This window comes from Haladaptatus litoreus (genome assembly GCF_900156425.1).
Lineage (GTDB): Archaea > Halobacteriota > Halobacteria > Halobacteriales > Haladaptataceae > Haladaptatus > Haladaptatus litoreus.
Genome location: NZ_FTNO01000004.1, coordinates 148,492 through 172,572, shown reverse-complemented (window position 1 = coordinate 172,572; position 24,081 = coordinate 148,492). Strand labels below are relative to the sequence as shown.

Genomic DNA, 24,081 nt, shown 5'->3' with positions numbered 1-24,081 from the left:
CGTTCAGTGAACTACCGCTGGCCCCGTTCCGAGGTATTCGCCGTGATTATCCGTCGACACCAAATACAATCTAGAGTATTTTGTCACCGTCAGTTGGACGAACCTGCACCAGTACAGCGAATCTCTCGGTCGTGGAGTGCAGGGAGAAGCTGTGGTATATCGAACCTACCGATGATACCGTGGATGGTCAGCCCGTGATCAATATCCATCTCGCGCGTTATAGCCAATTCGCGAAATGATGGCAGAGGGTTGACAAGCGAAACAGTCCGTAGTGAAGGGGTCGTGACGGCGGTGAGTAAAGTATGTGCAGCCATCGAACCGTGCCCCTCGATAGCCAGGTTAGCATCGGTACCGAATCGATCTCGGAGATAGTCACAAGCTCGGGTGAGATCGAACACTTGCAACGCTACAAGTGATGTCCCCAGCATTATCGCATCAGATGTCAACTTGTCCTTTGTTCCGTGGTAGTCGTCATAGTTGCCACCATTCATCAGTGGTGTGTTGACATCACGTGCTCGTACTGCCCCAACGCCTCTCGGATCGAACGCCAGCACGAAACCATGCTCTGTGACCAGATCCTTGATTTCCGATTCTCGGGCTTCGACTTCGTCGGTGCCGTGTTCATACAGCAGAACAAGGGGGGTATCAACGTCCTCATCCTCTACTCGAGCCTCGATTCCCGTCACGATCACCGTCGGGTCACATTCGCTCCTGAAGAACACTTTTTCCCACGTGACACCATCTACTGTCTCTTTATCGTAATGACGTGGATAGAGGGTGGGTCGATGGCGGTTGAGATCGAATTGCTTCACAACCGTCTTGCGCATCTCATCCGTATATCGGTCGATATCGGTTATTTCTGATGTCGATCCCGTGTCAGGCGTTCTCGTGCTGATGTAGGAACGAATCAAATCTGTGGCCGTCGTTTCGTCGTGAAATTCAGCGCGAACCTCTCCCGCCGCAGTACACCAGAGATCTTCCGGGTCTTGTGTCCGGGGCGATCCTGTTTGAAAGTCAGGTGCTCTGTCCTGAAGATGTTCCCGAAACCAGTTTACTGCCCCCTCCCGCAAATGCGGGCTGAAACCATGCGTATCGTCAGCTATCGTGATGTCGATTGCTTCTTGACGACCATAGTGGCCGTAGACGGAGCGTGCACGCTCGTATGATCGGTGCGCACCCTCGACACAGAGAAAGTCTGATTGAGCAGCACCCACGAGAACCGGTTTCGGAGCAAACGCGGATAGGAAGTCGTCGTAGCGTGGCCCGCGATCGATGGCTCGATAGAGTATTTGCTCACCATCCTGTCCTTGCCCGGTTTTCATGTACTCTTCCTTTGAGGTGATGAAACAACACGGAACTGCTGCGTCGATACGGTCGTCCACCAGCATGAGATAAGCAGTCTGTAAGCCACCGCCCGAATTCCCGGTAACGCCGACCCGTTCTGAGTCGACTTCCGGTCTGTTCGTGAGATAATCGAGTGCGCGAATCCCGTCCCAGATCATATATCGTGCGACATTCCCTCCGGCGAAGGCACACTGTTGATTGAAATAGGTATGTTCAGTTGTGTTTCGTCGTGGGATTTCTCCAGTCTTCGGGTCATAGAACTGATGACGCTCACCCTGTCCAAGCGGGTCGATTGCCAGAACAACGAACCCATTCCGAACCAAGTCGATACAAACCTGCTGATAAAGGTGTGACCCTTTTCCGAGATCCGAGTGGCCGCAGAAAAATAGAACGCCTGGATACTTGTTGCTACCACCCGCAACATCGCTCTGAGGCAGGTAAATGTTGGCAGACACGTGGAAACCCGGGAGACTCTCGAAGAGGACCATTTCGATTTCATACCCGTCTCGGATAAGCCGACCCGTCCGTTGTGCGTTCAAATTACATCGTTCCTCTGGGAGCCCTCCGATAGCATCAATAAAATCCGATTTTACCCGCTTTCTATGTTCGGTGGCGGCCTGCTGGCTATCGATTTCTCGGCGCTCGGCGCGAGCCTGTTCGAACTGGTCTTCAGCGATTTCACGGAGATATCGTGGAAGCTGATTCTCGACATCGTAGAACCCATCGACATTTCGCTGAAATCTCTTCATCGATTGTTACAAACAATGAATCTATCCGATATAACCTTAATGGATAGCTTGGCGTTGATTTTTTTCCTATTCGTCACAACGGAGATAACCTGACGGGTGGGCAATCGGAGAGGTTGGACTGAGACGATAGCAACGTCATCGCCGTATCTTTGGCGGGTTCTGCGCTACTTCCGCAAGTTGTTGGCTTTCATTCATAGAGAGAGAGCGGTTATAGAGACGGATCTCCTTCATCTCCCCTCGAAATCCATTGCCCATGAGATAAGCATCCTGCAAGAGCGTCCAATCAGATGCTTCGGAGTCGAGGCCAATCGGATCCTCGAACGATTGCACATCGACGACCTTGCCGTCGACGAGCAGGTGCATCTCGGTGCCGTCCCATTTCCCTTCAACGAAATGCCAGTTTCCTACACCACTCCAGTCCCAGTGGACGAACTGTTCGTTTTCTCCTCTTGATAGAGTGAATTCAACGCTGCTGGTTGTGTTCCGACCAAATCCGATCTGAACCAGTTCTCCGAAGTTCGCAACCACTCCCTCGTCTGCTAAACTTTCAGGTCGCAGCAGCGCTGACACTGACACACCGTCTCGGAAGACCTGGTTTCGGACCCGATGTGTCCCAAGTGAAACGCCTTGCGCACCGTCCCCGATGATAGCGCCTTCGTCTGCATTGTTCGGGGGAAGACCTTGGAGGACGGTGCCTGAAGATTGCATATTACGATACGTCCCAGCCAACCAAAGAACAGGAATCTCATCAGATGCGTTCAGCGGAACAACTGGGCGGAGGGTTTTTCCGGTTGATTGCTGGGTTATATCCTGCACTGCCCACGTTCGCCCACTGGTAGCGGTCTCCAACCGTTTGATGCCGCGATACCCGTCTTTGTGGACACAAGTGTAGAGGGTATCGGGATTCGATGGAGCCATCGCGATGCCGGCCGAGTAGTGTAACTCGACCCCCTCCTCTTCCACATATCGACCGGCGCTCATGACATTGTAATCGTGCCACTCATCACCGTCCCATCGGGCGTACCGATATTCGTGAGCGAGTGTCGAAGGGAACGTCGCATACACGACGGCAGGATGACCATCAGGATCGACTCCAGCGTCCCATACCCACGCGTACTCATTGTCCGCAGCCGCAGAATCATAGACTGTCTCCAGATCCGATCGAGTCATTGGCAGATCCATTTCATCTGCGATTTTACTTCCATCAGCACGATAGAATGCACCGTCGTGATACGCACAATGCAACACGTTCCATTTCGGTGCATCGCCGCCACGCTCGGCATCTGTTAGGAAGAAATGGACAGTTCCATCGTTGGCTTGTGCATGAACAAAGTACATGGAATAGTGCCCCTCGGGAGCGGTAACCATTTGGAACTGGTCAGACCACGTGGCACCACCATCGAGCGACCGCCGATAGTAGACATGGCCGTCGCCAATATATCCGTATCTATCGCTGGTGGCGTCAGTGGTAACCTCGCGGTCTCGATAAAAGAGGTAAATTGGGGCCTGATCCTCTGTCGTTACCTGTACCGGGTTCGGGTATGTAACGATATGCTGTGAAATAGTTTGGCGAGGGCCAAAATCAGAGATGTCCTCCGGTTCCGTGGAGGTTGCATAATAAATGTCCGTGCCATTGTGTTTGGTCCAGAACACCAGGACGTGGCCATCTTCTCGAATGAGCAATGAGGGGTTGGTATGGTCGTCCGCCGAGAACGATTCGTGTAACATTATCCGCGTCAGGTCGCCCGTTCGATGGTTGTACGCGCCTGCTTGGATATCACAACCAGTCGGTCCACCTAGGTAACCGAAGTATGTCTGATCGTTCCGCCCGACGTAACGCACTGCACGGGGATTTGTGAACCATATCCACCGAGCATCGAAGCCAACGATGCCATGGTTTGACTCGGGGGAGTAATCCCACAGGTAGCCCTCTGGGGAACAATTTCCAGGCCAGTAACCGAGCAATTCATTTCGGAGATCATCCCCTGCTGACGGGGTCATACATTCTATTCGAATGCCGATCCTTTTGAATCTTCCTCACCATGGAGTTCATCTTCCTCGTGATGTCGAATCTGACGTACCGCCGCGTTTGCTATCTCTTGAACGTCCGAGTTTGGATCGTTTCTGGCTACCTTTTCAAGCGTATCAAGGGCAACCACCGATTCGGCGTCCCGGAGCGCCCGGGCCGCGTTTGCTCGAATGAGCGGGTTTTCACTGGTGAGGAGTTCACAGAGTCGATCGGTTGCTGGCTCAATTGCGTTGGGATAGTATTCGACAACATATGTGAGAAGTGCAACGCCAACGCCACGGACTTCAGGGTTCGTGTCGTTAAGCAGGAGCGTCAACTCACCAGCATCGTCAGCCACGGTATCCGCAAACTCTTCTGGATACTCATCGACAAGCATGGCAAGGGCAGATGCGGCCTTCCAGGGAACTGGTTGCTCCGGATCATCGGTGAGCAGTGTCGCTAATTTCTCCAAATGGGGGGAGACGTGGTCAGGATATTCCTTTGCGACAGCCCCAAGTATCTCACTTGCAACACCGCGGATTCGAGCTTTGGGATCGTCAAGCAACAACCCAACTTGGGGGATCACGTTCACTGCTGCTGCTGGTCGCTCTCTGGTAACGTGGAGTAATGTCTGTGCAGCAGCAAATCGCACGACTCCGGTTTCTCGATTGGGTTCCTCGTGTCCAAACGAGGGATTTGCTAGCTCACTGCCGTTTTTGTGTCCACTGTTTGCATCCATCTCGTTCTCGAGAATGTCTAAGAGCGGTGAAACTGCAGATTCTACATCACGAGGAAACTGAGACGACAGCACAAGCAACGCATGTACTGCATGGTCGCGTCCAAACTCAATGGGTGGTTCGACCATCCTGATTAGCGATGGAATCGACTTCTTGAACGGTGCTGCACCTCGTTCGGCCAGGTGGGCAATAGCTCCCGCTGCCTTTGCTCGAACATTTTCGTCGTCAAGTAAGCAGTGGAGTTCAGTTGCAACGGACGTGGCAGCGTTAGGCCGGGCGTCAACTACGACTTCATAAGCCTCCACGGCAACGCTCCGAGCGGGAGGTGTTCCATGAACCAATATGGTGACTAGCTCTGCCGTCGATACGGTGTCAGGGTCGTCTGACGCGATTTCTAAGAGGGTATTTGCGCGCTCCCGTTCAGGTGCATCAGGAGACGTCATAGTGATGTTTAATTCCAAGTTACGCCGTCACTTAAATGTACACGTCGAACTGTTCTGCTTTGATCACGACTCCCAAGTCAGATATTCGTATCGACCAATTACGAAACCCTTCCCTTCTAGATTAGAGCTCTGGAGTCAACCGAGTTTCGAAAACGACCTCCTCACCGGCTTCGAATTCATGTTTACTAGCGAGGCAGTTTCGAGTTGCGTAACTCCGCTTCCAAACTTGCTTATATTCGGTCGTTGGAAACTCGTTGTAGCTCTCTTCATATATCGGCGGTAAGTTTGGTTGGACAACGTCTATCGACTCCTCTGGATACGAAGGGTCGACGACAAGATTTCCAGGGGAGTTCCGGCTTACGATATTACCGAGAGAGCGAAGATGTTCGGTTCGGAGTTTGTAGGCACCGTCCGATCGCTCTTTGATGCTCTCTGCGTGGAAGAGTGGTCCGCCACAGTAGCCGTCCTCGTGTGGCAGTACTCGGTCGAGAAGTGTGACAGTACCGTCAGCGTTCATGAGTACCTCGCGGGTCAATCTGATCGGCATTCCATGGAAATTTTCGAACGTAACTCGACACTGGGATGAATGTTCATCGATGCGAAACTGTTCAATGGTGCCACGACAGTTCTCCTCCCCCGAGATAATCCGCTCGGGGTCGTCTGCTGGATATTGACTCCAATCGCTTGGCTGGGCGTAAAAGACGTTGTGATATAGTAATTCGCGCTGGAGATACCCATTCGTGCCGAGAAGAGTCGTCGCATCTCGGCTGAGCATTTGAATAGCGCTTGCATCAGCGTGATCATGGACGAGCTTCGGTCCAACTGACAATAGAAGGTACGTGTGTTCAGATGACTCCGGATTGCCCCCAGTGAGCGCAACTTGTCCATCAGTCATCTTCTCATTGGGGAGTAGCCGCTTATCTGCCTCATCTAAGAGGTATCCGTATGGAAGTCGTCGGAGACGGCCCGCTGGCACGGGGCGGCTCTTCGATTCGATGGTCGGGTCGTGCCAAAGTGCTGCGAGACCCAGCCATGCAAGTTCGTGCAAGTGATTCTTGAAGATGAGCCGACCGTTATAGAGGGACTCCGACTCCGGTAAACTATCAACCGTGTCGAGAAAACGGTCGAAAACGTGGTCTTGGAAGTACGAGAAGATATCATCTGCAGCGTCTTGGAAGCGCCCGTCGTCGGTATCGAATGCAACTCTCTCGAAGAGAGCGATCCACTTGCACTGATGTTGGTGGTATCCGGAATCACCATACGGCGTCACGATGCCGCTGGGTGTAACCGCTTTTAGATTTCTCTCAAGCATATTGACCACGCTTGGTGTCCGATAGAACGCATCTGCTTTCCCCCTGATTTTGGCCCACTTCGAGAGGAATGTCTCGGCGAATCCCTCGTAGTTCGATGCCTGCTCATGAAACTCCCGTCGTTTCCACCACGTTTCCCAGACTGCATCAGTGTACTGTTGATAGTCATATTTCAGACTCTCTTCTGGGAAGAGGTGACTCGCATAATCTGCGTAAAAGCAGGCGCCGATAGCATGATTGGGTACCTGGTCCCACGTTTGAATATCATTCGGGTCACTGACGTACATTTCAAGTGATTTTTCGGCTTCAGAAACCCATTCGGAACCGAACGTCGAACGCTCGGTGGGAGTCAAATCGTCAGCAAGAAGCTCGTAAGCAGTCCCACAGAGAATGGAAGCGAAATGGTCGCCCTGTCCGAAATCGAGTAGGTGTTTTGTCGCTAACTCCCGATATTCTTCCTCGCCAGTGTGTTCATAGAGAACTGCATAAATGAGTGCAAAATCCTGTATGATTCGGTGGCGACCACCCCATTCGTCATCCCGATATTCACCGGCCCAAAATTCAGACAGATGCGGTTGGCGCAAGACGGTCAGGCCGGATTCGATTGCATCAATGTATTTCTGTTTACTAACAACCATATATATGACGGTTGTTGGCAAGAGTAATAAATTTCGGTGTCTACTCATCGTGATTTCTAATGAATTCGGATTTCAATCACGTTGTCTATAATCTATTCATTTTCTAATACCAATTTATTATAGTGAATAGATGTTTGACCGAGTCTGATATGTGGGGGTTTTTCAGTTGTTTCGTCGGTTGCTGTTTACGGATACGAAACGCTATTAGCTAGGGCTGAGCGACAATTCGTATTGGCAGTACTATACCATTACACATATAGTATTGTAATGGGTGGTGCTCTATTCCCAACTTAGAATCAATATTATTTCATTTGATTCGACAACTGTTTGGAATGACGAAACGTTTCTAATACATTCGTTCATTCCCTTTATTTTCCAATAGAACAATATTCACCACAGATGTTGATTGGCATCATCAACTCAGAATCTGATTCGTTCGAAAATTACTGTTGAATCATAGACGTTCACGCTGATCTGCAGTCTTCAAAACAGGGAGGTCAGAATTGATATCGGCAAGAAAAAGCTCAAATTATCGTATCTCGGAATTCAAAAGTGTCTTTATAACGTACAGATGAGACAATCCGGCCCTATTTATAAAATTAAATATCTATTACAACAATAAAAATACTTATTATATGGCATGGTTGATAATGGCTCGCAATGTCGAAAGAAAATGAATTTTCGGTCGACCAGCGGAGCGGCAGGTCGTCTGGGGAAATCAACGACAGCATATTATCAACCCTCCAGATGGAGCGGCGTGAATTTCTCAAGGCAGCGAGTGCGAGCGCCGTATTCTCCGCAATCGGAACAAAGACGATCCCCGATGTGGCGGCCGCAGCTAGCGCTTCGAACGCGAAGACTAGACCGACTATTTGGACGGTTGAAGACCGAATGAATGCGGACACGAACATCCAAATCTACGATTGGGCAAAGTCCCAGCGAGACGACGCCGTTGAAACAGCCGATGCATACCTGGAAACGTACAACTCTCTCGATGAACTGTGGCACTTCGTTACGGCACAAACAGTAGCGCGGTCCGCGTTTACTAGCCCTGACGATCACTGGGACAACGAGTTCTACGGTAGCTGGAACGACCTCGACGATCCGTGGAAGGTGACCAACGGTGAATACGTCTTTCCGACGAACGACTTTGCATCCTACCGGCAGAGCGGGCTGGATGACAGGGGGATGTTTGATCCTGAATTAGCCGATGACCAGTATCTCGTCAACGAGGAACACCCAGAAATGGGCGAAGGCTGGGGCGTCGATGACGGCTATGGTTGGCAAGATACGGACAATGACCTCGGCGAAGGAGAAGGTGCTTGGTGGACGTTCGTCGCCTACTACAACCACTGGGCGGTCTGGCGTCCCGGTGGAATCGTCCGTATGATGCAGGCGTTTACCGACGCATTCCTCCTCACAGGCGATCAAAAGTATTCCCGAGCCTGCGCCGTTCTACTCGACCGAATCGCGGATGTCTATCCAGAAATGGACGTCTCTGAGTACCGCGATCCGCGTGCCGGTGGCCGCTACCACAACATCACCGGTGGCCGACAAACTGGGAAGATTATCGGTTCTCATTGGGAGCCAAATCTCATCCGGCCTGTTCTACGGGCGTACGATGCTATTTTCCCCGGAATGGATGGCGACCAACAATTGGTCGATTTCCTTCAAGGGAAAGTCGAAGAGTACCCAGGATTGGATGCGAAGAACAGTATTGGGACGATTCGATCGAACATCGAAAACGGCATTCTGCGAGAGATACTCCCCGCAGCGAAGAAGTCACAACTTGCACCCGCCCGCGGCCAGTTGCCTGCGGTCACGATCTCAGCGCGGGTTCTTGACGAGCCGGACGGCTACACGAGGGAGGCACTGGAGTGGATATTCCAGCCCGGCGAGGAAATATTCACCGGTGATGTCTGGTATCAGGAGCCAGAGGAGTGGGCGACGACAGGCGGAAACGTTATGGCGAAACTTGTCGATACCGCAGGGCGAGACGGTTATTTCGATGAGGCTGCTCCACTGTATAACCCGATCGCGCAAGCGGCAGTGTTGGACATCGGTGATCTCTTACGAGGATATGACGGATTCGATGGCTCAGATCTGTATAAACACGTCAAGTTCCATCGCGTCATGCACACCCACATTCCGCTCATCATGCTGGATAAACATACACCGATCATCGGAGACACCCATCCAAATCGGCTGTATCTGAACGAGGATTCGAAGCGTAATGCCTTCGAAGTGTACGGCGAGGACATCTTTGGACAAATTCTACACTTTAATAACGGTTTCTCGACGGAGGGGCTTCGTGGCGACATCTTTTCAGCGGATCCAACCCAACTTCGCGAAGACATCGAAGCAATCATCAATGCGGAAGGGCCGCTGGAGATGGGAAGCACCATCCAACCATCCTACGGGTTCACGGCGCTGCGTGACGGTATAAACTACAAGGCGAAAGATACCGGCGGGACGGGCTACAGCTTCCTTTCGCTGAATGTTGCAGACCGGTCTACGGGCGTCTGGCGCGCGATTGAGGAAAACACGCTACAATTGGAGGCCAACGATCCCGGTCAGCACATCACGTTCGAGTTCTCGGTGGACGATGCAGGAACATATCACTTCACCCTTCGTCCGTTCAAAGCAACCTCGTACGGCATCTATGAGATCGAAATCGATGGAACAGTGATCGACACGTATGATTTCTATGATTCGACCTCTGCACCCCGAAGCGATTTCGAAGCACTCGATGGAACCGCCGACCTCTCCGCTGGGACGCACACGATTACCTTCCGGAATGTCGGTAAAAACGACGAGTCGTCCAATTACAAAATGGGCATCCTCCAGTTCGAGACATACGACCAAATCGACTGGCAAAAGCGACAAAGTGCACAGGAAAAAGGCAACGCAAAACGCGGCGTATGGACCTACTACGGTCGAACTGGTGATTACGGCAACCACACCCATCGCGACACGCTGAACCTCGGCGTGATGGCGTACGAACTCAATCTTGCTCCAGATAACGGCTATCCGACGCTCACCGGTAGTTGGCCGCGACGCCGGTACTGGCACAAAAACACGATCGCACACAACACGGTTATGGTCGACGAACGTCGGCAAGAGGACCAACGTGTCAGTGTCCCAAAGCACTTCGACGACACCGACATGGTACAGCTGTCGGACGTGGCCGCGCCACAGGTATATCCACAGACCGACGAGTATCGTCGCACCACTGCGATGATACACGTCGACAAATTGAACTCCTACGCCGTCGATTTCTTCCACATCGACGGTGGCGACGACCACCGCTTCAGCTTCCATGGTTGGGTGGGTGACGTCACTACCGAGGGGCTCAACCTCGTCCAACAAGAGGGTGGAACGTATGCGGGTTCTGACGTCCCGAAACCTGAAAACGTCGCCAATCCGGACTCCCAATACAACGAGGAGGTTGGAAACGGCTTCAATTATCTCGACAACGTTGCTCGTGATGACGATCCATCGACCCATTCCAGCGTCGATTGGGACATCAAGGATTATTGGGGTAACCGGAGCGACGATGCTGACATCCACATGCGGCTGACGATGCTCGGTGAGTACGATGAAATCGCAGTCATGGACGGGCACCCGCCCGACAGAGATAATCAACCGGATACGCTCAAATATACCATCGCACGACGATCGGGTTCGGATATCGAAAGCATGTTTACGTCGGTCATCGAGCCGTATATGGGCGAGCGTTTCATCGAATCGATCGAAGCGGTTCCGATAACCACCGACGGAAGCGATACCATGTCCCGCGCAGTCAAGGTCAACTTGATGAACGGCCGAACAGACTACATCGCCTACGGAGGGAACCCTGATCTAACGTACGAAGTCGGCGACGCGTTCACATTCAAAGGCTTCTTCGCCGTTTACAGCGAACACGATGGGGAACCAGTACATGCTTACCTCAACGACGGACAGTTGCTCACGTCGAAGCAAGAGTCGAAGTCGCCACTCATAGAAGAGCAATACGGTCGGTTCACCGGAACGGTTGAGAACTTCACCCGGGAAATGACGATGCAAAATGAACTCGATGTCGTCGTCAGCGAGAATGCAATCGACGTTGACCGTGCGGTAGACGGCCAGATTCATGTTCAGACGGACGGACTGGTCAACGGTGTCTATCCGATTAACGCAACATCTCGACCGAGGGGTGATAGCTTCACTATTGACGTTGGCGAGCGAACGACGATTAAACGATTCAAAAACCCAGAACAACTCGAGGATGGTGGATACGAATACTACCTCTCCCAGGGCGACGAGTTCTATACTCCTTTAAGTAGCACGTGGGAACTGTTGTTCGCCAACATCGCGCCAAGCGACAAAGACGCAACGGTCGGCGAACGCCTCGAGTTCGAAGCAAAGGATACGACTAGCAAGGAACGCTGGATCGACACGCTCGAGTGGGATCTCGGCGATGGGACGACCACGACGGGATGGTGGACCGACCACCGTTTCGACGAAGCGGGCCGATATACAGTCAGTCTGACTGCCACCGCCAACGATGGGCGCTCGACCACCGACGAAGTCACTATCTCGGTTGCAGACCTCAGTCAACCGCTTGCCACCATCCAACCAAGCGACACCGAGGCATCGCCCGGCGAACGCCTCTCGTTCTATGCGAAGGACACGACTAGCAAGGAACGCTGGATCGATACGCTCGAGTGGGATCTCGGCGATGGAACGACCACGACAGGATGGTGGACCGACCACCGCTACGACGAAACTGGTGAGTACACGGTTGGGCTGACCGCCACTGACAATACAGGCCGTTCGACTACCAACGAGGTGACCATCACGATATCATAAATCGCTTGTCTACCGGTTAGATACTCATCTCCAATCGTATATCTACCGTCTTTTACTAATCAATTATCGGACACCAAACGCTCTCAAAAGAGGCTGGGCGAATCGTACTATCTTTCCCACCCGGCAGGATAAGGAATCTGCTGGCAGTAGATAACCACGTCGAAATTCGGTTTACTCTGGGATATCGCCGAATCCATTACGCGTCATCCCATTCGCGATATGCGTTGGTTCCCGCGGGGCCATCGCGAACGACGGCGTGAAGTGGATCTTCGTGTATCCCCACGTGTTCGTCCGCCCACAAGAGTAATTGATTTTCAAGACCGGAGACGACTTCCAAATTATCACTCGAACAGTCATTCTGTTCCCACGGATCGGCATTCATATCGTATAGTTGATAATTGGGCACAGAATCGGCCCACATTCCTGGATGATAGGTTCTAACAAGTTTCCAGCGCTCAGTTCGAATCGCTCGCTGTGCAGTGTACAGGCCGTGGTCGAAGACGATGTGTGAGCGCCAATCGGCGTCCGAATTGCGTATAAGTGGAACGAGCGACTGCCCCTGCCACTGGGCTGGAGGTTCGATTTCTGCATATTCCGCCAGCGTTGGGGCCATGTCGACGTTTGTCACGAGCTGATCCCGTACTCCACGTTCTACTGGAGACGAGGCTGGTGGTTTGATGATCAGGGGAACGCGTTGTGTGCCGTCGTGGGTACTCCAGTGTTCACGATACAGTCCGTGTTCGCCAAACTCCTCCCCGTGATCAGCGGTCACTACGATGAGCGTGTCATCGTATAGTCCCTCGTCTTCGAGATGTTCTATAACGCGACCGATGTGCCGGTCGGCGTATCGAATTTCGGCTCGATAATGAGCGAGCATCTCGGCGATATCGTCTCGACCGTCGATATCCATGTGCGTTGCCGACCGCCATGCGTTCCACGTTCGGTGTTCGGCTATCTGCTCTTCGGTGGGATACGGTGGAACTGGACTGTCCCGAAATCGTTCTACCTCCGCTCCTGGACGGTTGTACGGGCCGTGTGGATCCCAGTACTGTGCGTAGAGAAAGAATTCTTCCGAGGTGTGGGATTCAATGAACTGAATCGCCTTTTCTGACACTGTCTCTGCTCGCGGCGTTTGGAATGTTTCACCTTTCCCCGTTGGCTCCTGGGGATGGTGGAAATCGTGCCACACGTGGTAGAACCACGGTGCGGGATGCCTGGGAAACGACGACACTGCCCCCGTGGTAATCCGATTCTGAAATAACAGTTCAGGAAGGTGCCACCAATCACGGTGGTCCTCGGTGGATTCGCCCCAACTCCCTGCCCAATCGGTCGAATGTCTCGGATTATGAATCGTCTGCGATTTCGCGCCGTGGGTCACCACACCGTTGTGTATGCCGTACCGCCCAGTTAGCAACGCAGCACGCGATGGCATGCATGGCGAGTTCGCGACATAGGCAGTATCGAAACGCACCGCATCGGCAGCGAGTCTGTCGATGTTCGGTGTCGTCGGTGCAGCCTGTCCGTAGGCACCGACGTAGTCGGCACGGAGTGAATCAACGTCTATGTAAACGATTCGCATACTCACTTGAATCGTTCGCAAGTCGTGTAACTATATCTTTCGCTGTATTTGATGGGTTATTGATCGTAATCGACGCCGTGAGCGGAGAAAATTATATCTGTTTTCTCCATCATTGCCAATATATGCCGGACAAACCTAACATTCTGTTCATCTTGACAGATCAACATCGAGGAGATGCGCTTGGTGCCGACCCGAACTGCCCTGTGGACGAGGATGGCTATCCTCTCGTCCACACGCCGAACTTGAATCGGTTCGTCGAACGGGGTACATATTTTTCTTCCGCGTACACACCTGCCCCCTCATCGATTCCTGCACGGCGCTGTCTCTGGACTGGCCAGACCCCGGCGACGAATGGATGTACGAACTGGACAACTGCCGAATGGTCGTTTCCCCACACGCTCCCGAGTGAACTTTCAAACGCAGGGTATCAGACTCGATTGACAGGGAAGACACACTCGCTTCCCCCACGAAACCACTTCGGATTCGACCAGATAGTCCTCCACGCCGGTCTCAATGGGTTAGAGGATGACTATTCTGAGTGGCTATCGAAACAAGGCAACGGAAAATTCGACGAGATATCTCATGGCGTCGGACGCAACTCGTGGGATCCCCGCCCGTCTCACCTCCCGGAACATTTGCACCCAACGAACTGGACGACGAATCGCGCGCTAGAATTCTTCGACAAACGCGATCCAACTCGACCGTTTTTCCACACCGTCTCGTACGTCCGCCCTCACCAACCGTTCGACCCACCGCAGACATACTGGGATATGTACGTTGACTGTGAAATGCCCGACCCAGACATCGGGGAGTGGGCAGAGGAGATGTACCGCCAACACATTTCGGACAATCCGGCGACCGATGCGTGGTGTGCCGATTTATCACCGACGACGATTCATCGGGCCCGTGCCGGCTACTATGCTTCGATCACCCATATTGACCATCAGATCAATCGACTACTACAGAAATTACGGATGAATGGCGAGTTGGAGAACACTGTCGTCGTTTTCACATCCGACCATGGAGAGATGCTCGGCGACCACTTGCTCTGGCGGAAAACCTACGCCTACGAGGGGTCTGCTCGGGTCCCACTCCTCATCCGATTCCCCGAAAACATGGAAACGGACGGGAATGGGTATGTTACTGACCCAGTCGGACTAGAAGACATCATGCCGACAATCCTCGAATTGGCCGACGCGTCGGTTCCCGAAACTGTCGAGGGACGGAGCCTCCTCTCCCTCATCGAAGGGAATGCCGACTGGCGAGAGTATTACCATGGTGAACACGGACCTGTGTACCACGACGAGAATGCGATGCAGTATCTGGTCAGTGACCAGTATAAGTACGTTTGGAACTCCGTCACAGGCGGGGAACTACTGTTCGACCTATCGACCGACCCCGGTGAACTATCGGACGAATCGGACAATCCGGCGTACGAGGATCCACTGTTGGCAGCCCGTCAACACCTCGTGAACCGTCTCGCAAACCATCCATTTGAATACAGTGATGGGAAGCATTTGATTCCACAAGCGATCGACCGTCCATCTGTTTGAACGTCTCCTGTTTGGCTCGACGAAGACGTACTATATCAGTTGAATAGATTTTCCTGGTTTGCAACCGACTCTATAAGCGACCGGTCGACCACCGTTTCGTCACTCTTTGTTCGAGTCACGTGACCCGACGCCTGTTCTGTAAGTCCGAAGGTCACCTCACAAGAATCGGTTCCGTCTTCGATTCGGACTCCGAGGTGGTCGGTGTCCTCGATACGTTCCATATCTGCAACCGTCTCGGTGGATTGATCGGCCGCATGAAGGACATGTAAGAAGTGATCATCACGAGCAGCTTCATCAGGCTGAACCTCGACACGCCACTGGCCATACAGTGGGTTTGTTTCGGGCCAAGCAAAATCGTCTCCAAGTGGCCAGTTGCGGCCACCAGCCATGAATTGATTTCCGGGTCCACCCACAGCAGTCATAGATGCGTTTCGAGGAAACAGAGTTTTTCCGAGTAATCGACCGCCTTCGTGATCCGCAATGAAATTCGAACCATCGAGACGTGGCTCGGCCGCGGTATGCAACAGCCACGTTTTCTGGTAGTCGGGAACGCTTGCACGCACGCGGTCGAACACGACAAAGTGGTCGGGTGGTAAATAGATGAACTGTCGAAGGACGAAGTCACACTTTTCGGGATGATATGCTCCAGTGGCATCACAAGCGGCGTATGCATACTCGGGCCGTGATTCGAATGCGACAGTCTTTGAATCGAGTTGCTCTCGCTGGCCGCCATCGTTCGGAACGGGTACCGCCTTCTCTTTAGGGGCAGGTGCGGGGCCGCCCCAATAGTCCTGCGGCATCTCCTCACCAGGCATCTTGATGAGTATGCAGTTGTGAGCGGCAGTCCGGCTATAGTAGTGTGTGAGATGATTCGTCGGGTATGCCCGCGCACCGGAATCGAGGGCCAGATATCCTTTCTTAAATATGTTGAAATGACCGTGGTCGTAATGCTTGTGTGAATCAACACTCCCTCCGGTAGTGAACGAAGCATATGTGTCTCCTTGCCCGTACCCCGATCGGAAGAATACCTGACCCAGTCCAGGAAAGTGACGCGCCGTCCCAAGTTTCGGTGGGGGGCCTTCAGGTTTGAGATTAGGATATTGATTCGTCATGAAGAATCGGGAAAGCGGCCATCGCAGATCGTTATGATGGAATTCACGTGGGAGTCGTTCACGCAGCCATTTGGCAAACGCGGCCTCGCGAGGGCATTTTTCACCGTAAAAGTGAACAATATGCGAACAGTGTGCGTGAATTCGATGGGGGTTCCGAATAGTATTAGATTTGTGATGAGCATCACCGGCACCGAATTCGCGCATTCCGGGTAGCCAATTCCAGAACAAATATCCGGGCAAGAGGGACACATAGGGCCATTTTTCGGAAATGTCGCGTCCAGTAGCTGCTTGTAGTGTATGAAAAAAGTTGAACTCTGCCCAGGGATAATCACCGGACGTGTAGGCTACTGTTCCCGAAGCAGAACCACCGACGTCACCAGCTGCTGACGAACGATACGCAAGCAGGTCGGTGTACATCTCATAGCCACGGGTAAGAAAATGCCTCGCTAAGTCGTCGTTGACGCCATCACCATAGGTGGCTAAGCCGGCATACCAAAGCAGGCTGCGCGTGCCGTAGAAGCCGCTCTGATGGTTACTCCAGTTCTCACCCACAAACTGCTCCCGTTCCTCGGTCGGCTGAACTTGCTCAACCGCTTTGAGAAACGATGTTGCAAGCTCTTTTCGTTCGTCTACGGGGATGGTATCGTATGTCCAGTCGTATGCAACCCACGCATGAATACGGGAGTGTGAGTGCCAATCAACGGGCTCGTTCGCTTGGTAGCAGTCGTGGTAATACTCTACGCTCTCTGCAAGCAACTCAAAAGATAGCTGCGCATATCTTTCCTCTCCGGTGACCCGGTAAACGAGTGCCGCTTTGGCTGCGTCAACCCCATAATCATCAGGTTTGACCTCTACGTCAGTGAGATCGTTAACCTCGGCCTTGATATTCTTGAATAGATCCCACTCTTTCTCGTCGATATTACGTTCTACTGCTGGCCAGTCGCCTTGATTGACGAATAACCGAGGATGATCCTCACGAACTAACTGATGGATGTTCTCAGCGTTCATAATTATATATTCATGACCACTTCCTTTAATACTAGGCCAATTTCACATTTCCCTGAATTTACCAGCGTTCGAAGACAGACAATCTAATCCGACGGTCACGAAATACGAACCTGATTGAGAGCATACCAGTCACCGTATTATTTCAGAAGAATCATCACTAGATTCTCAAAATCATCCAATTGGCACTGTCTAGATAAGGACGAGCAGATTAAAGAGCTAGTGATTTATGCTACTCTCAGACCTGCTCAAAGAGAGTTCAGACACGGCTACCCTTGAATGGTGGGAGCGTGAGCGGACGACGACGTTAACCAGACGCAGAGCGTTTTGTTCGCACACCAGAAACCAGAGATTTCTGGGGACGCCTATCAGGGTGTTCACCGTCCCCCTTCACGCGACCGGTTGTTCACTCAGAGAAACAAAAAATCCTTGCCCTTTTCGGGGTGGAACGGTCTCATCAAGCGTTTCCCTGGCGAAGATATAGAATTACTGATAAATTTTCGGATCCGCCCCCCGTCGGCGACGCCGACGCGGGTCACGGTGGACGAAACCGCTGTCAAGATTAACCGCGAGTAGTTATGGGTGTACGCTGCAATAGACACCGAAGCAAAGCTGCTACTCGGTATCGAAGTGTTTGATCAGCATGGCACCGATCAGACGGCTGTATTCTATCTCATCCCGAAGTGAATTCACCGTACCGAACGAGAGATTATCGAGACGATAAACAAAGGTGGCCAGGAAGTTGCCGCTGAATCGGCGACTGTCCACTTCGACCAGGGTTCATACGCGATACAGTTTCTGTACGTTCCCTCGACGAAGGGCGAGGGGACAGCGATCTTTGCGACGAACCTCTTGGTTGATCCCGAGGAAGCCGAAGCGTTCTGTCGTCGATACAGCTCATGCTAGCAGATCGAAAGCGAGTACAAGAGCATCAAGAACGATTTCCTGGCGAAGACGTCTTCCAAGGATTACCGCGTTCGACTGTTCTACTTCGTGTTCGCGGTGTTGCTACACAATATTCGGCGGCTCACCGATTTCCTGTTAGAGGCAGCTATCGCCAGTGAGATGGAATATACGCCTGTGTTGACCGCGGGCGAATGTGTCAAAATCGGTGTCTCAGCGTTGATCCCGCCTGACTAACCGGCTGAGCCCTCGCTGAGTCCGCCGTTCGGGAGTGGCAACACTGTTTAGCAGCATCAAAACTTTCGCAATTTCACACACTTACCCGATAGCTATGACCGAGAGTGTTCGAAATCGATATTTGATCAGTCAGAAACACTACGAGTCGGCGGAAGTTCGACCCAAAACTAGCCCATCCTCCGAAACTGTGAATATTCGCTGCCTCAGATATGATATATCATTATTTGATTTATCCCTGCGTGTATCCCTCTTTCCGGTATCGTGTCGTGGCAATTCGGCGATTTCCTGTTTCTACACCCCACTGATATAAAATGGAGAAGTAGAATGAGCCATCACAGTGCCCTCGGTGAAGCACAAAACGGCCTGTAACCACTGATGGCTAATTCTCTAACGAAAACCATGGATCCGCGTGGAATCACCCAAATTAACGAGCTACGTTATAGCGATAGTTCCCGTAATCTTAACCTCCTCTCTGTTTTTGAGGTGAAATTGGGCAGAGGAGTGTTCAGGAACTTGTTACTCTCGTGTGACAGCGTTATTCGTCTCCGATGCTGGAAAGACGAGTTTGGATTTCGTCGGCATCGGCGTCTGAAAGTGCTTCCAAACCGAATTGTACAAGAAGAGGGTAGAAATGCCGGTTCTTTTTGAACTTGTCTTGACCGGCTTTTCGGAGTTTCAATTGGGATTCTAAGTATGTATCTTCAAGTTCGTCAAGAATCCCGTCCGGGATGTAGATCGTCCGACCGTTCCATTCACCCTTGATATTCGCCTTCGTTCCATTCGTGCCCTTCGTTTGTTTCGATGAACTCGTTCCAGTCGTTTTGTTCGTTTCGTTCGTTTCTTCCCCGTCAGTGTCATCGTAGTTCCCTTCGATACCAGAAGCGTCCCCCCAGCCGTCACTCATGCTTTCACCTCCTGGGATGCGGTTTTCTCGAACGTCTCGTCAAACAAGTCGGCAATCTCATTGAACAGTTCGCGGGCGTCTTCAACGCGCTTGTTCTCCTTTTCGAAACCGAAGATGGAGCTACCTTCGCCAATTGACTGTGAGAGATCTGTACGCTTCGGAATCTCGAATACGGGCAGTGAGTACGCCGATTTTATCTCTTTAATAGTGCTCCGGTGTTCACCGTTCTGCTCAACGCGATTGCACATGATTGCGAGGCGGGTAATATCTCCATAAGCCGGTTCAAGTGAGCGAAGCTGTTTCGCGAAAATTTGGAGACTATTGGCGTTTAGTTTCTCAGGGATCACTGGAATTACTACGTTTCCGCTCGCGACGAGCGCATTATCGGTGAGCACATTGAGCGACGGAGGTGTGTCTACAATAACATAGTCGTAATCCTTATCGAGTTTGTCGAGGGTCATTCCGAGCCGTTCTCGACTCTTGGGGGCTTCAAGCAGAGTTTGGATGTTCTTATTGTTCCCGAGCTTCTCGCTGGCTGGAAGGATATCAAATTCGTCGTGTTCAACGATGATGTCGTTCACCGAGTCCATCTGTTCAAAATCGAGAACATCGAATAGCGTTGTCCGCTCAGTGTCGTAGTACAGATCGTTGTAGCCCAGTGAGCACGTGAGGCCACCATGATAGTCAATGTCAACAAGAAGTACGTCGTGCCCACGTGCAGAGAGTGCACCGCCAGTGTGAATGACGTCCGTTGTTTTTCCAGCGCCTCCTTTTTGATTCGCTACAGTAATTCGTGAAGTGTTCGTGTCGCTCATATCGTTCGTTCCTTTCGGGGAATTCATTATACTCGTTTTCTTCGTTTCGTTCGTTACGATCAGTGCGTTCGGTGCGAGTGTTTCGTTCGATGAATGGAACACCGCGATGTTAAAACCCACTGTTCGTTATGCTCATTGAACCAAACGCATTCATTTGTATCAATGAATTCGTTACGCTCGTTTCGTTCATTTCTCGTCGACGGCTGACTCTTTCATATGCACAATACGGCTCCCAAAAAAGCAATCCTTGCAGAATATTCCACGACCCGAATCGAAGAGGTTCTCAACCAATGGAGGCTTCCCGGTGAAACAAACCAGACCATTACAACAAGGCATGAACTTTTCACGGAACTGGAACGTGTGCGAGAACGCGGCTACGCAATTAACGACGACGAGGCAGTCGAAGGACTATAGGCAGTGAGTAAGGTCGTGAAAGATCAACGCGGTCGCGTCTGCGGGTCGCTAAATATATGCTACCCAACGTATGTATATGTACAGTGGGCAGCGTGATGGATACATCCACAATAGGATTTCTTACCCCGATGAGAACAGAGACGAACTCCGATTAGATATTCATTTTGATATTTTTAACCAACTTTACATTATTTGTCAGTTGAGAATTCTCTATAATCTCATTTTCTATAGGTCTACTTTATATATTCCTATAGAGAGTTTGTATGGAACTCGGCCGAGGTGAGCAGATCCACACTGCTTCTGCCAGTGGTGATCCGATACAGGCACAAGAGGACGCAGAGACCATCGCAGACGAAGACTCCATGGTGACCAGGACTTCGAGGAATATGGGCTTTAGAATTTTTATAAGAGTCTAAGTTAAACGGAAAAGGAGGTGAGTGACGTCACTTTCATTGAAGTCGAAGTATTGGCAGCGGTTGAGCAGAGGAGAGGCGACAAAACACTCTCCATATAATACATTTAAATAATAATTATACAAAGTGCAATATTTATTTATATTTAAAATAAAATGTCCGTGTCTCTTTTTTTGAAATTTGCCATCTTTATAAGCAGTCTAATGTCCTGTGAAAATTGGCGGACTTAACGGCATTAATCTAAACAAACTCCACAACTCTTCCGAGAGGCAGAACTCAAAAAGATCGTAGATGCGCTGCAAAATAAGTAAGTTGAATTCGTCATTGAAAAATTTCAGTGAATTAAGATTGATCTATGATTAGCTCGCAAGGTCAATTCGTTCGAGCTTTCCCCCACATTCCGGACACATAATGTACGTCGTTGCTGCGGAGGCAGTTTCACCACATAAAATACATTCATAAAGTTGATCTTCCACTTCAGATGAACGATACCGCCTGATGAAATTCTTGAGCATGGACATTCGACTTCCTTACAATTAAGACTCGAGAGCGGACATATATTAATTATCATTTATCGGTTTCGTAACGTTGGTAACAAAAGTACACTGACTTGTCGGATGGGTATTACTCTGGGAGTGTGAACCGAGATTGCCCCGTTACTGAAGGACTTCTATTGAATTGTTGATGAAAGTCAAAACTTCGCGAAAGGCTCTCCTCTCTAATACGGATTCGACGGTTGTATCGACACCGGACGTGACGACGCGACCATGCACGAGATGCATTCATTCGCGACCTCGTTGAACGGCTGTACGACGAGGGTGTGGCGACGGTGTACGTGGGCGACTTGACCGATGTGCTGGAAACGCACTGGTCGGCCAGGGTGAACGAGAAGACGCACAACTTCTGGGCGTTCAAGAATTTCATCCACCGTCTCGCCTGTGTCTGTGAAGAGTACGGCATCTTTCTCGAAGCCGAGTCGGAAGCGTGGACGAGTCAGACGTGTCTCGAGTGTGGCGACCACGACGCGACGGTTCGCCACGAGGATACGCTGACGTGTCCGTGCGGTTTCGAGGGACACGCCGACCTCACGGCGTCAGAGACGTTCCTTCAAGAAAACAGCGATTGCGAAATCAGGCCGATGGCACGGCCCGTGCGATTTGAGTGGGACGACCATGACTGGCCGGGGAAACCACACCCTCACGAAAGTCCCAAAGAAGTGCGAACAAACCCGAAAGTTGCCTCCGTGGGTCGGTAGCCGAACCCTCAACGTGAGGAATCCTCGCGCTTCAGCGCGGGGGGATGTCAAGGCCAAGCCAAAGGAATTTTGATTCTCAGTAATAAGAAAGAGATAGTGCAATATAGTATCTCGTCCTCACGCAATACTCGCAGTTTGGACGCCGATTCTGCTATTGAGGAACTTTCAACGCTGTCTCCCAGTGCGAAATTGGTTGCAAAAGTTCTCGATGACAATTCGAGACTGACACAATCACAACTCGAAAATAAAACTTTGCTTCCAGGGCGGACCGTTCGATCTGCCGTAAACCAACTGAAAGACCGCAATCTAGCTGAGTCACATCCCTCACCATTTGATGCGCGGAAACAATGCTATTCGCTTATGTTCAACTGGAAATGATGTCATTATTTCTTGTTTCAATCGTTCTTATTAATATATGAGTGAATCGTCCGAACTCTTTTGAGAATAGTTTACTATGAATGTGGATTCGTTGTTCATAATGTTATTTAATATATTTTACTGTCAATATTTAGTCATCTGAATTATTCTTCCCCCATCGTGTTGCTGCTCCCACCTAATGTAAACTCACATTCAAATCATTCTATTTGTATATAACTGGTAAATAATTGCTCTCGGTCTCTGTTTCCTATTGTTGTTTTTAATCTTGGCCAGGAAGTGTAACAGTTGATTCACCATCGACCACCCGAAATCCACCAGTCTCCTCGCGAGCAGATACTTCTTGCTGTGGGTATGGGATTTTGATTTCTTCGCGATCATAGGCGAGTTTCACTGCTCGGACAACAGCTGTCACTGCACGCCACTTCCGTCGGCTGCTTGGTTTCTCGATCCAGAACCGAAGCTCAAGGAGTACTGCAGAATCTCCTAATTGCTTTAAAACAACGTCGGGACTCGGAACTGTCAAAATTTTGTCAATATCTTTCATGGCTTCTTTTGCAACAGCCATCGCATGATCGGGATCGGCTTCATAATCCACCCCTATTTCAACACCGAGTCGAAGTCGTCCCTTCCGCCCAATATTGATAATTGTGCTACTACTTACAACGTCATTTGGGAGCATGATGTATTTTCCTTCAAACGTCTCAATACGAGTCGTGAAAATCGTGATGTCAGTTACGATTCCTTCATGCTCATCGATTTGTACCCAATCTCCAATTTCGAACGGTCGGGAAAACATGAGTTGAAAGCCAGCAAGAAGTGAACTAAGTGTTTCATTCGCTGCCAACCCAATCACGGCGCCAAGCAGTCCAGCACCTACAAATAATCCCTGGAGATTTACTTTCCAGACACTCAGTATGGCGAAAAAACCAATAACATAGACCCCGATGATACACAATCGTGAGACGACCTTTCCTTGGTGGCGTGTGATCTCAGTGGTCTGTTGTAAAAGCCGGTCAATGACCCGATCGGCCATTCCAGCACTCACATACGCTGCTGCACACACCCCAAGTGTCAGTATGAATTGGAAACTGGCCCTTCTGACTGCACTAAGTGCTTTTACACTCTCTACTGCTTGGTTTGTCTGCCCCCAGATGACGACCAAGAGACTCCCACCCGACCCAATGAGGAGCAAGCTGGCAACGAGTAGCCCAACATTTACCACGCGAGATGGATAGTCGCGCTTTGCAACCCGCGACAGTTTCCAAAGTGTCCACTCAGAAAGGATAAGGCCAATACCAACAATGAGAGAGAGAAAAAACTGACCCTCTGAGCCCGGGAATTGATTAACAATCCACTGGAGAAGTGATGCAAGAACCATCAGCAATCACTTCTAGTGGATCGGTGCTGGGAGGTGCTATGAGGATGGCATATCC

General features: G+C 51.0%; 15 protein-coding genes and 3 pseudogenes. 8 read left to right on the top strand and 10 right to left on the bottom strand.

The features are described 5' to 3' along the window. Positions 1 to 89 precede the first annotated feature (89 nt). Positions 90 to 1,832 (bottom strand): alpha/beta hydrolase family protein, encoded by a 1,743-nt coding sequence (locus BW974_RS17110; protein ID WP_245800181.1) that lies wholly within the window; start codon positions 1,830 to 1,832, stop codon positions 90 to 92. Between BW974_RS17110 and BW974_RS26625 the strand changes: the two genes are divergently transcribed. Continuing rightward, positions 1,800 to 2,186 carry a hypothetical protein gene (locus BW974_RS26625; RefSeq protein WP_245800184.1) on the top strand — a complete coding sequence of 129 codons (387 nt, stop codon included), beginning with the start codon at positions 1,800 to 1,802 and terminating at the stop codon, positions 2,184 to 2,186. The two genes, BW974_RS17110 and BW974_RS26625, sit on opposite strands and share 33 nt — an antisense overlap. Before the next feature lie 42 nt (positions 2,187 to 2,228). Here BW974_RS26625 and BW974_RS17105 read toward each other — a convergent pair whose 3' ends face one another. The 3 genes from BW974_RS17105 to BW974_RS17095 form a co-directional block, all read right to left on the bottom strand. After that, positions 2,229 to 4,094: a BNR-4 repeat-containing protein gene (locus tag BW974_RS17105; RefSeq protein ID WP_076431454.1), complete on the bottom strand. Its 1,866-nt coding sequence runs from the start codon at positions 4,092 to 4,094 to the stop codon at positions 2,229 to 2,231. Between the two features lie 5 nt (positions 4,095 to 4,099). After that, entirely contained in the window at positions 4,100 to 5,281 is a 1,182-nt protein-coding gene (locus BW974_RS17100) for a HEAT repeat domain-containing protein (RefSeq protein ID WP_076431453.1), read from the bottom strand. Between the two features lie 121 nt (positions 5,282 to 5,402). Beyond that, positions 5,403 to 7,229 carry a hypothetical protein gene (locus BW974_RS17095; RefSeq protein WP_076431452.1) on the bottom strand — a complete coding sequence of 609 codons (1,827 nt, stop codon included), beginning with the start codon at positions 7,227 to 7,229 and terminating at the stop codon, positions 5,403 to 5,405. Positions 7,230 to 7,889: 660 nt separating this feature from the next. On the opposite strand from BW974_RS17095, the gene BW974_RS17090 reads away from it, so the two are divergent. Next, positions 7,890 to 12,080, top strand: a complete 4,191-nt coding sequence (locus tag BW974_RS17090) for a PKD domain-containing protein (RefSeq protein ID WP_076431451.1) — start codon at positions 7,890 to 7,892, stop codon at positions 12,078 to 12,080. Between the two features lie 196 nt (positions 12,081 to 12,276). Here BW974_RS17090 and BW974_RS17085 read toward each other — a convergent pair whose 3' ends face one another. Next, on the bottom strand, positions 12,277 to 13,659 hold the full coding sequence (locus BW974_RS17085) for a sulfatase family protein (protein WP_076431450.1): 1,383 nt from the start codon (positions 13,657 to 13,659) through the stop codon (positions 12,277 to 12,279). A 122-nt stretch (positions 13,660 to 13,781) separates the two neighbouring features. Here BW974_RS17085 and BW974_RS17080 point away from each other — a divergent pair, with 122 nt between their 5' ends. Then, positions 13,782 to 15,212: an arylsulfatase gene (locus BW974_RS17080; RefSeq protein ID WP_076431449.1), complete on the top strand. Its 1,431-nt coding sequence runs from the start codon at positions 13,782 to 13,784 to the stop codon at positions 15,210 to 15,212. A 35-nt stretch (positions 15,213 to 15,247) separates the two neighbouring features. Here BW974_RS17080 and BW974_RS17075 read toward each other — a convergent pair whose 3' ends face one another. Further along, positions 15,248 to 17,332: a heparinase II/III domain-containing protein gene (locus BW974_RS17075; protein WP_076431448.1), complete on the bottom strand. Its 2,085-nt coding sequence runs from the start codon at positions 17,330 to 17,332 to the stop codon at positions 15,248 to 15,250. Positions 17,333 to 17,558: 226 nt separating this feature from the next. Between BW974_RS17075 and BW974_RS26620 the strand changes: the two are divergent. Both BW974_RS26620 and BW974_RS27240 read left to right on the top strand, forming a co-directional pair. Next, a pseudogene (locus tag BW974_RS26620) lies at positions 17,559 to 17,998 on the top strand (hypothetical protein); the annotation flags it as partial. Then, positions 17,993 to 18,469, top strand: a pseudogene (locus BW974_RS27240) (transposase); the annotation flags it as partial. The pseudogenes BW974_RS26620 and BW974_RS27240, both read left to right, overlap by 6 nt. 535 nt (positions 18,470 to 19,004) lie before the next feature. Here BW974_RS27240 and BW974_RS17065 read toward each other — a convergent pair. Next, positions 19,005 to 19,373 (bottom strand): DUF8160 family protein, encoded by a 369-nt coding sequence (locus BW974_RS17065; RefSeq protein ID WP_076431447.1) that lies wholly within the window; start codon positions 19,371 to 19,373, stop codon positions 19,005 to 19,007. Then, positions 19,370 to 20,188 carry a ParA family protein gene (locus BW974_RS17060; RefSeq protein WP_076431625.1) on the bottom strand — a complete coding sequence of 273 codons (819 nt, stop codon included), beginning with the start codon at positions 20,186 to 20,188 and terminating at the stop codon, positions 19,370 to 19,372. Before BW974_RS17060 ends, BW974_RS17065 begins: the two co-directional genes overlap by 4 nt. 216 nt (positions 20,189 to 20,404) lie before the next feature. Here BW974_RS17060 and BW974_RS27235 point away from each other — a divergent pair, with 216 nt between their 5' ends. Further along, positions 20,405 to 20,602 carry an IclR family transcriptional regulator domain-containing protein gene (locus BW974_RS27235; RefSeq protein ID WP_076431446.1) on the top strand — a complete coding sequence of 66 codons (198 nt, stop codon included), beginning with the start codon at positions 20,405 to 20,407 and terminating at the stop codon, positions 20,600 to 20,602. Between the two features lie 772 nt (positions 20,603 to 21,374). On the opposite strand, the gene BW974_RS27535 is transcribed toward BW974_RS27235, so the two are convergent. After that, the gene (locus BW974_RS27535) at positions 21,375 to 21,530 is read right to left on the bottom strand and encodes a DUF7129 domain-containing putative zinc-binding protein (protein ID WP_449267258.1); all 156 of its coding nucleotides are present in this window, start codon (positions 21,528 to 21,530) and stop codon (positions 21,375 to 21,377) included. Positions 21,531 to 21,730: 200 nt separating this feature from the next. On the opposite strand from BW974_RS27535, the pseudogene BW974_RS17050 reads away from it, so the two are divergent. Both BW974_RS17050 and BW974_RS27465 read left to right on the top strand, forming a co-directional pair. After that, positions 21,731 to 22,270, top strand: a pseudogene (locus BW974_RS17050) (zinc ribbon domain-containing protein); the annotation flags it as partial. A gap of 96 nt (positions 22,271 to 22,366) precedes the next feature. Then, on the top strand, positions 22,367 to 22,648 hold the full coding sequence (locus BW974_RS27465; protein ID WP_394329572.1) for a MarR family transcriptional regulator: 282 nt from the start codon (positions 22,367 to 22,369) through the stop codon (positions 22,646 to 22,648). Between the two features lie 259 nt (positions 22,649 to 22,907). Here the strand turns inward: BW974_RS27465 and BW974_RS17040 are convergent, their stop codons facing one another. Next, complete coding sequence (locus BW974_RS17040; RefSeq protein WP_076431443.1) at positions 22,908 to 24,026, bottom strand: mechanosensitive ion channel family protein; 1,119 nt, start codon at positions 24,024 to 24,026, stop codon at positions 22,908 to 22,910. Between the last annotated feature and the right edge of the window lie 55 nt (positions 24,027 to 24,081).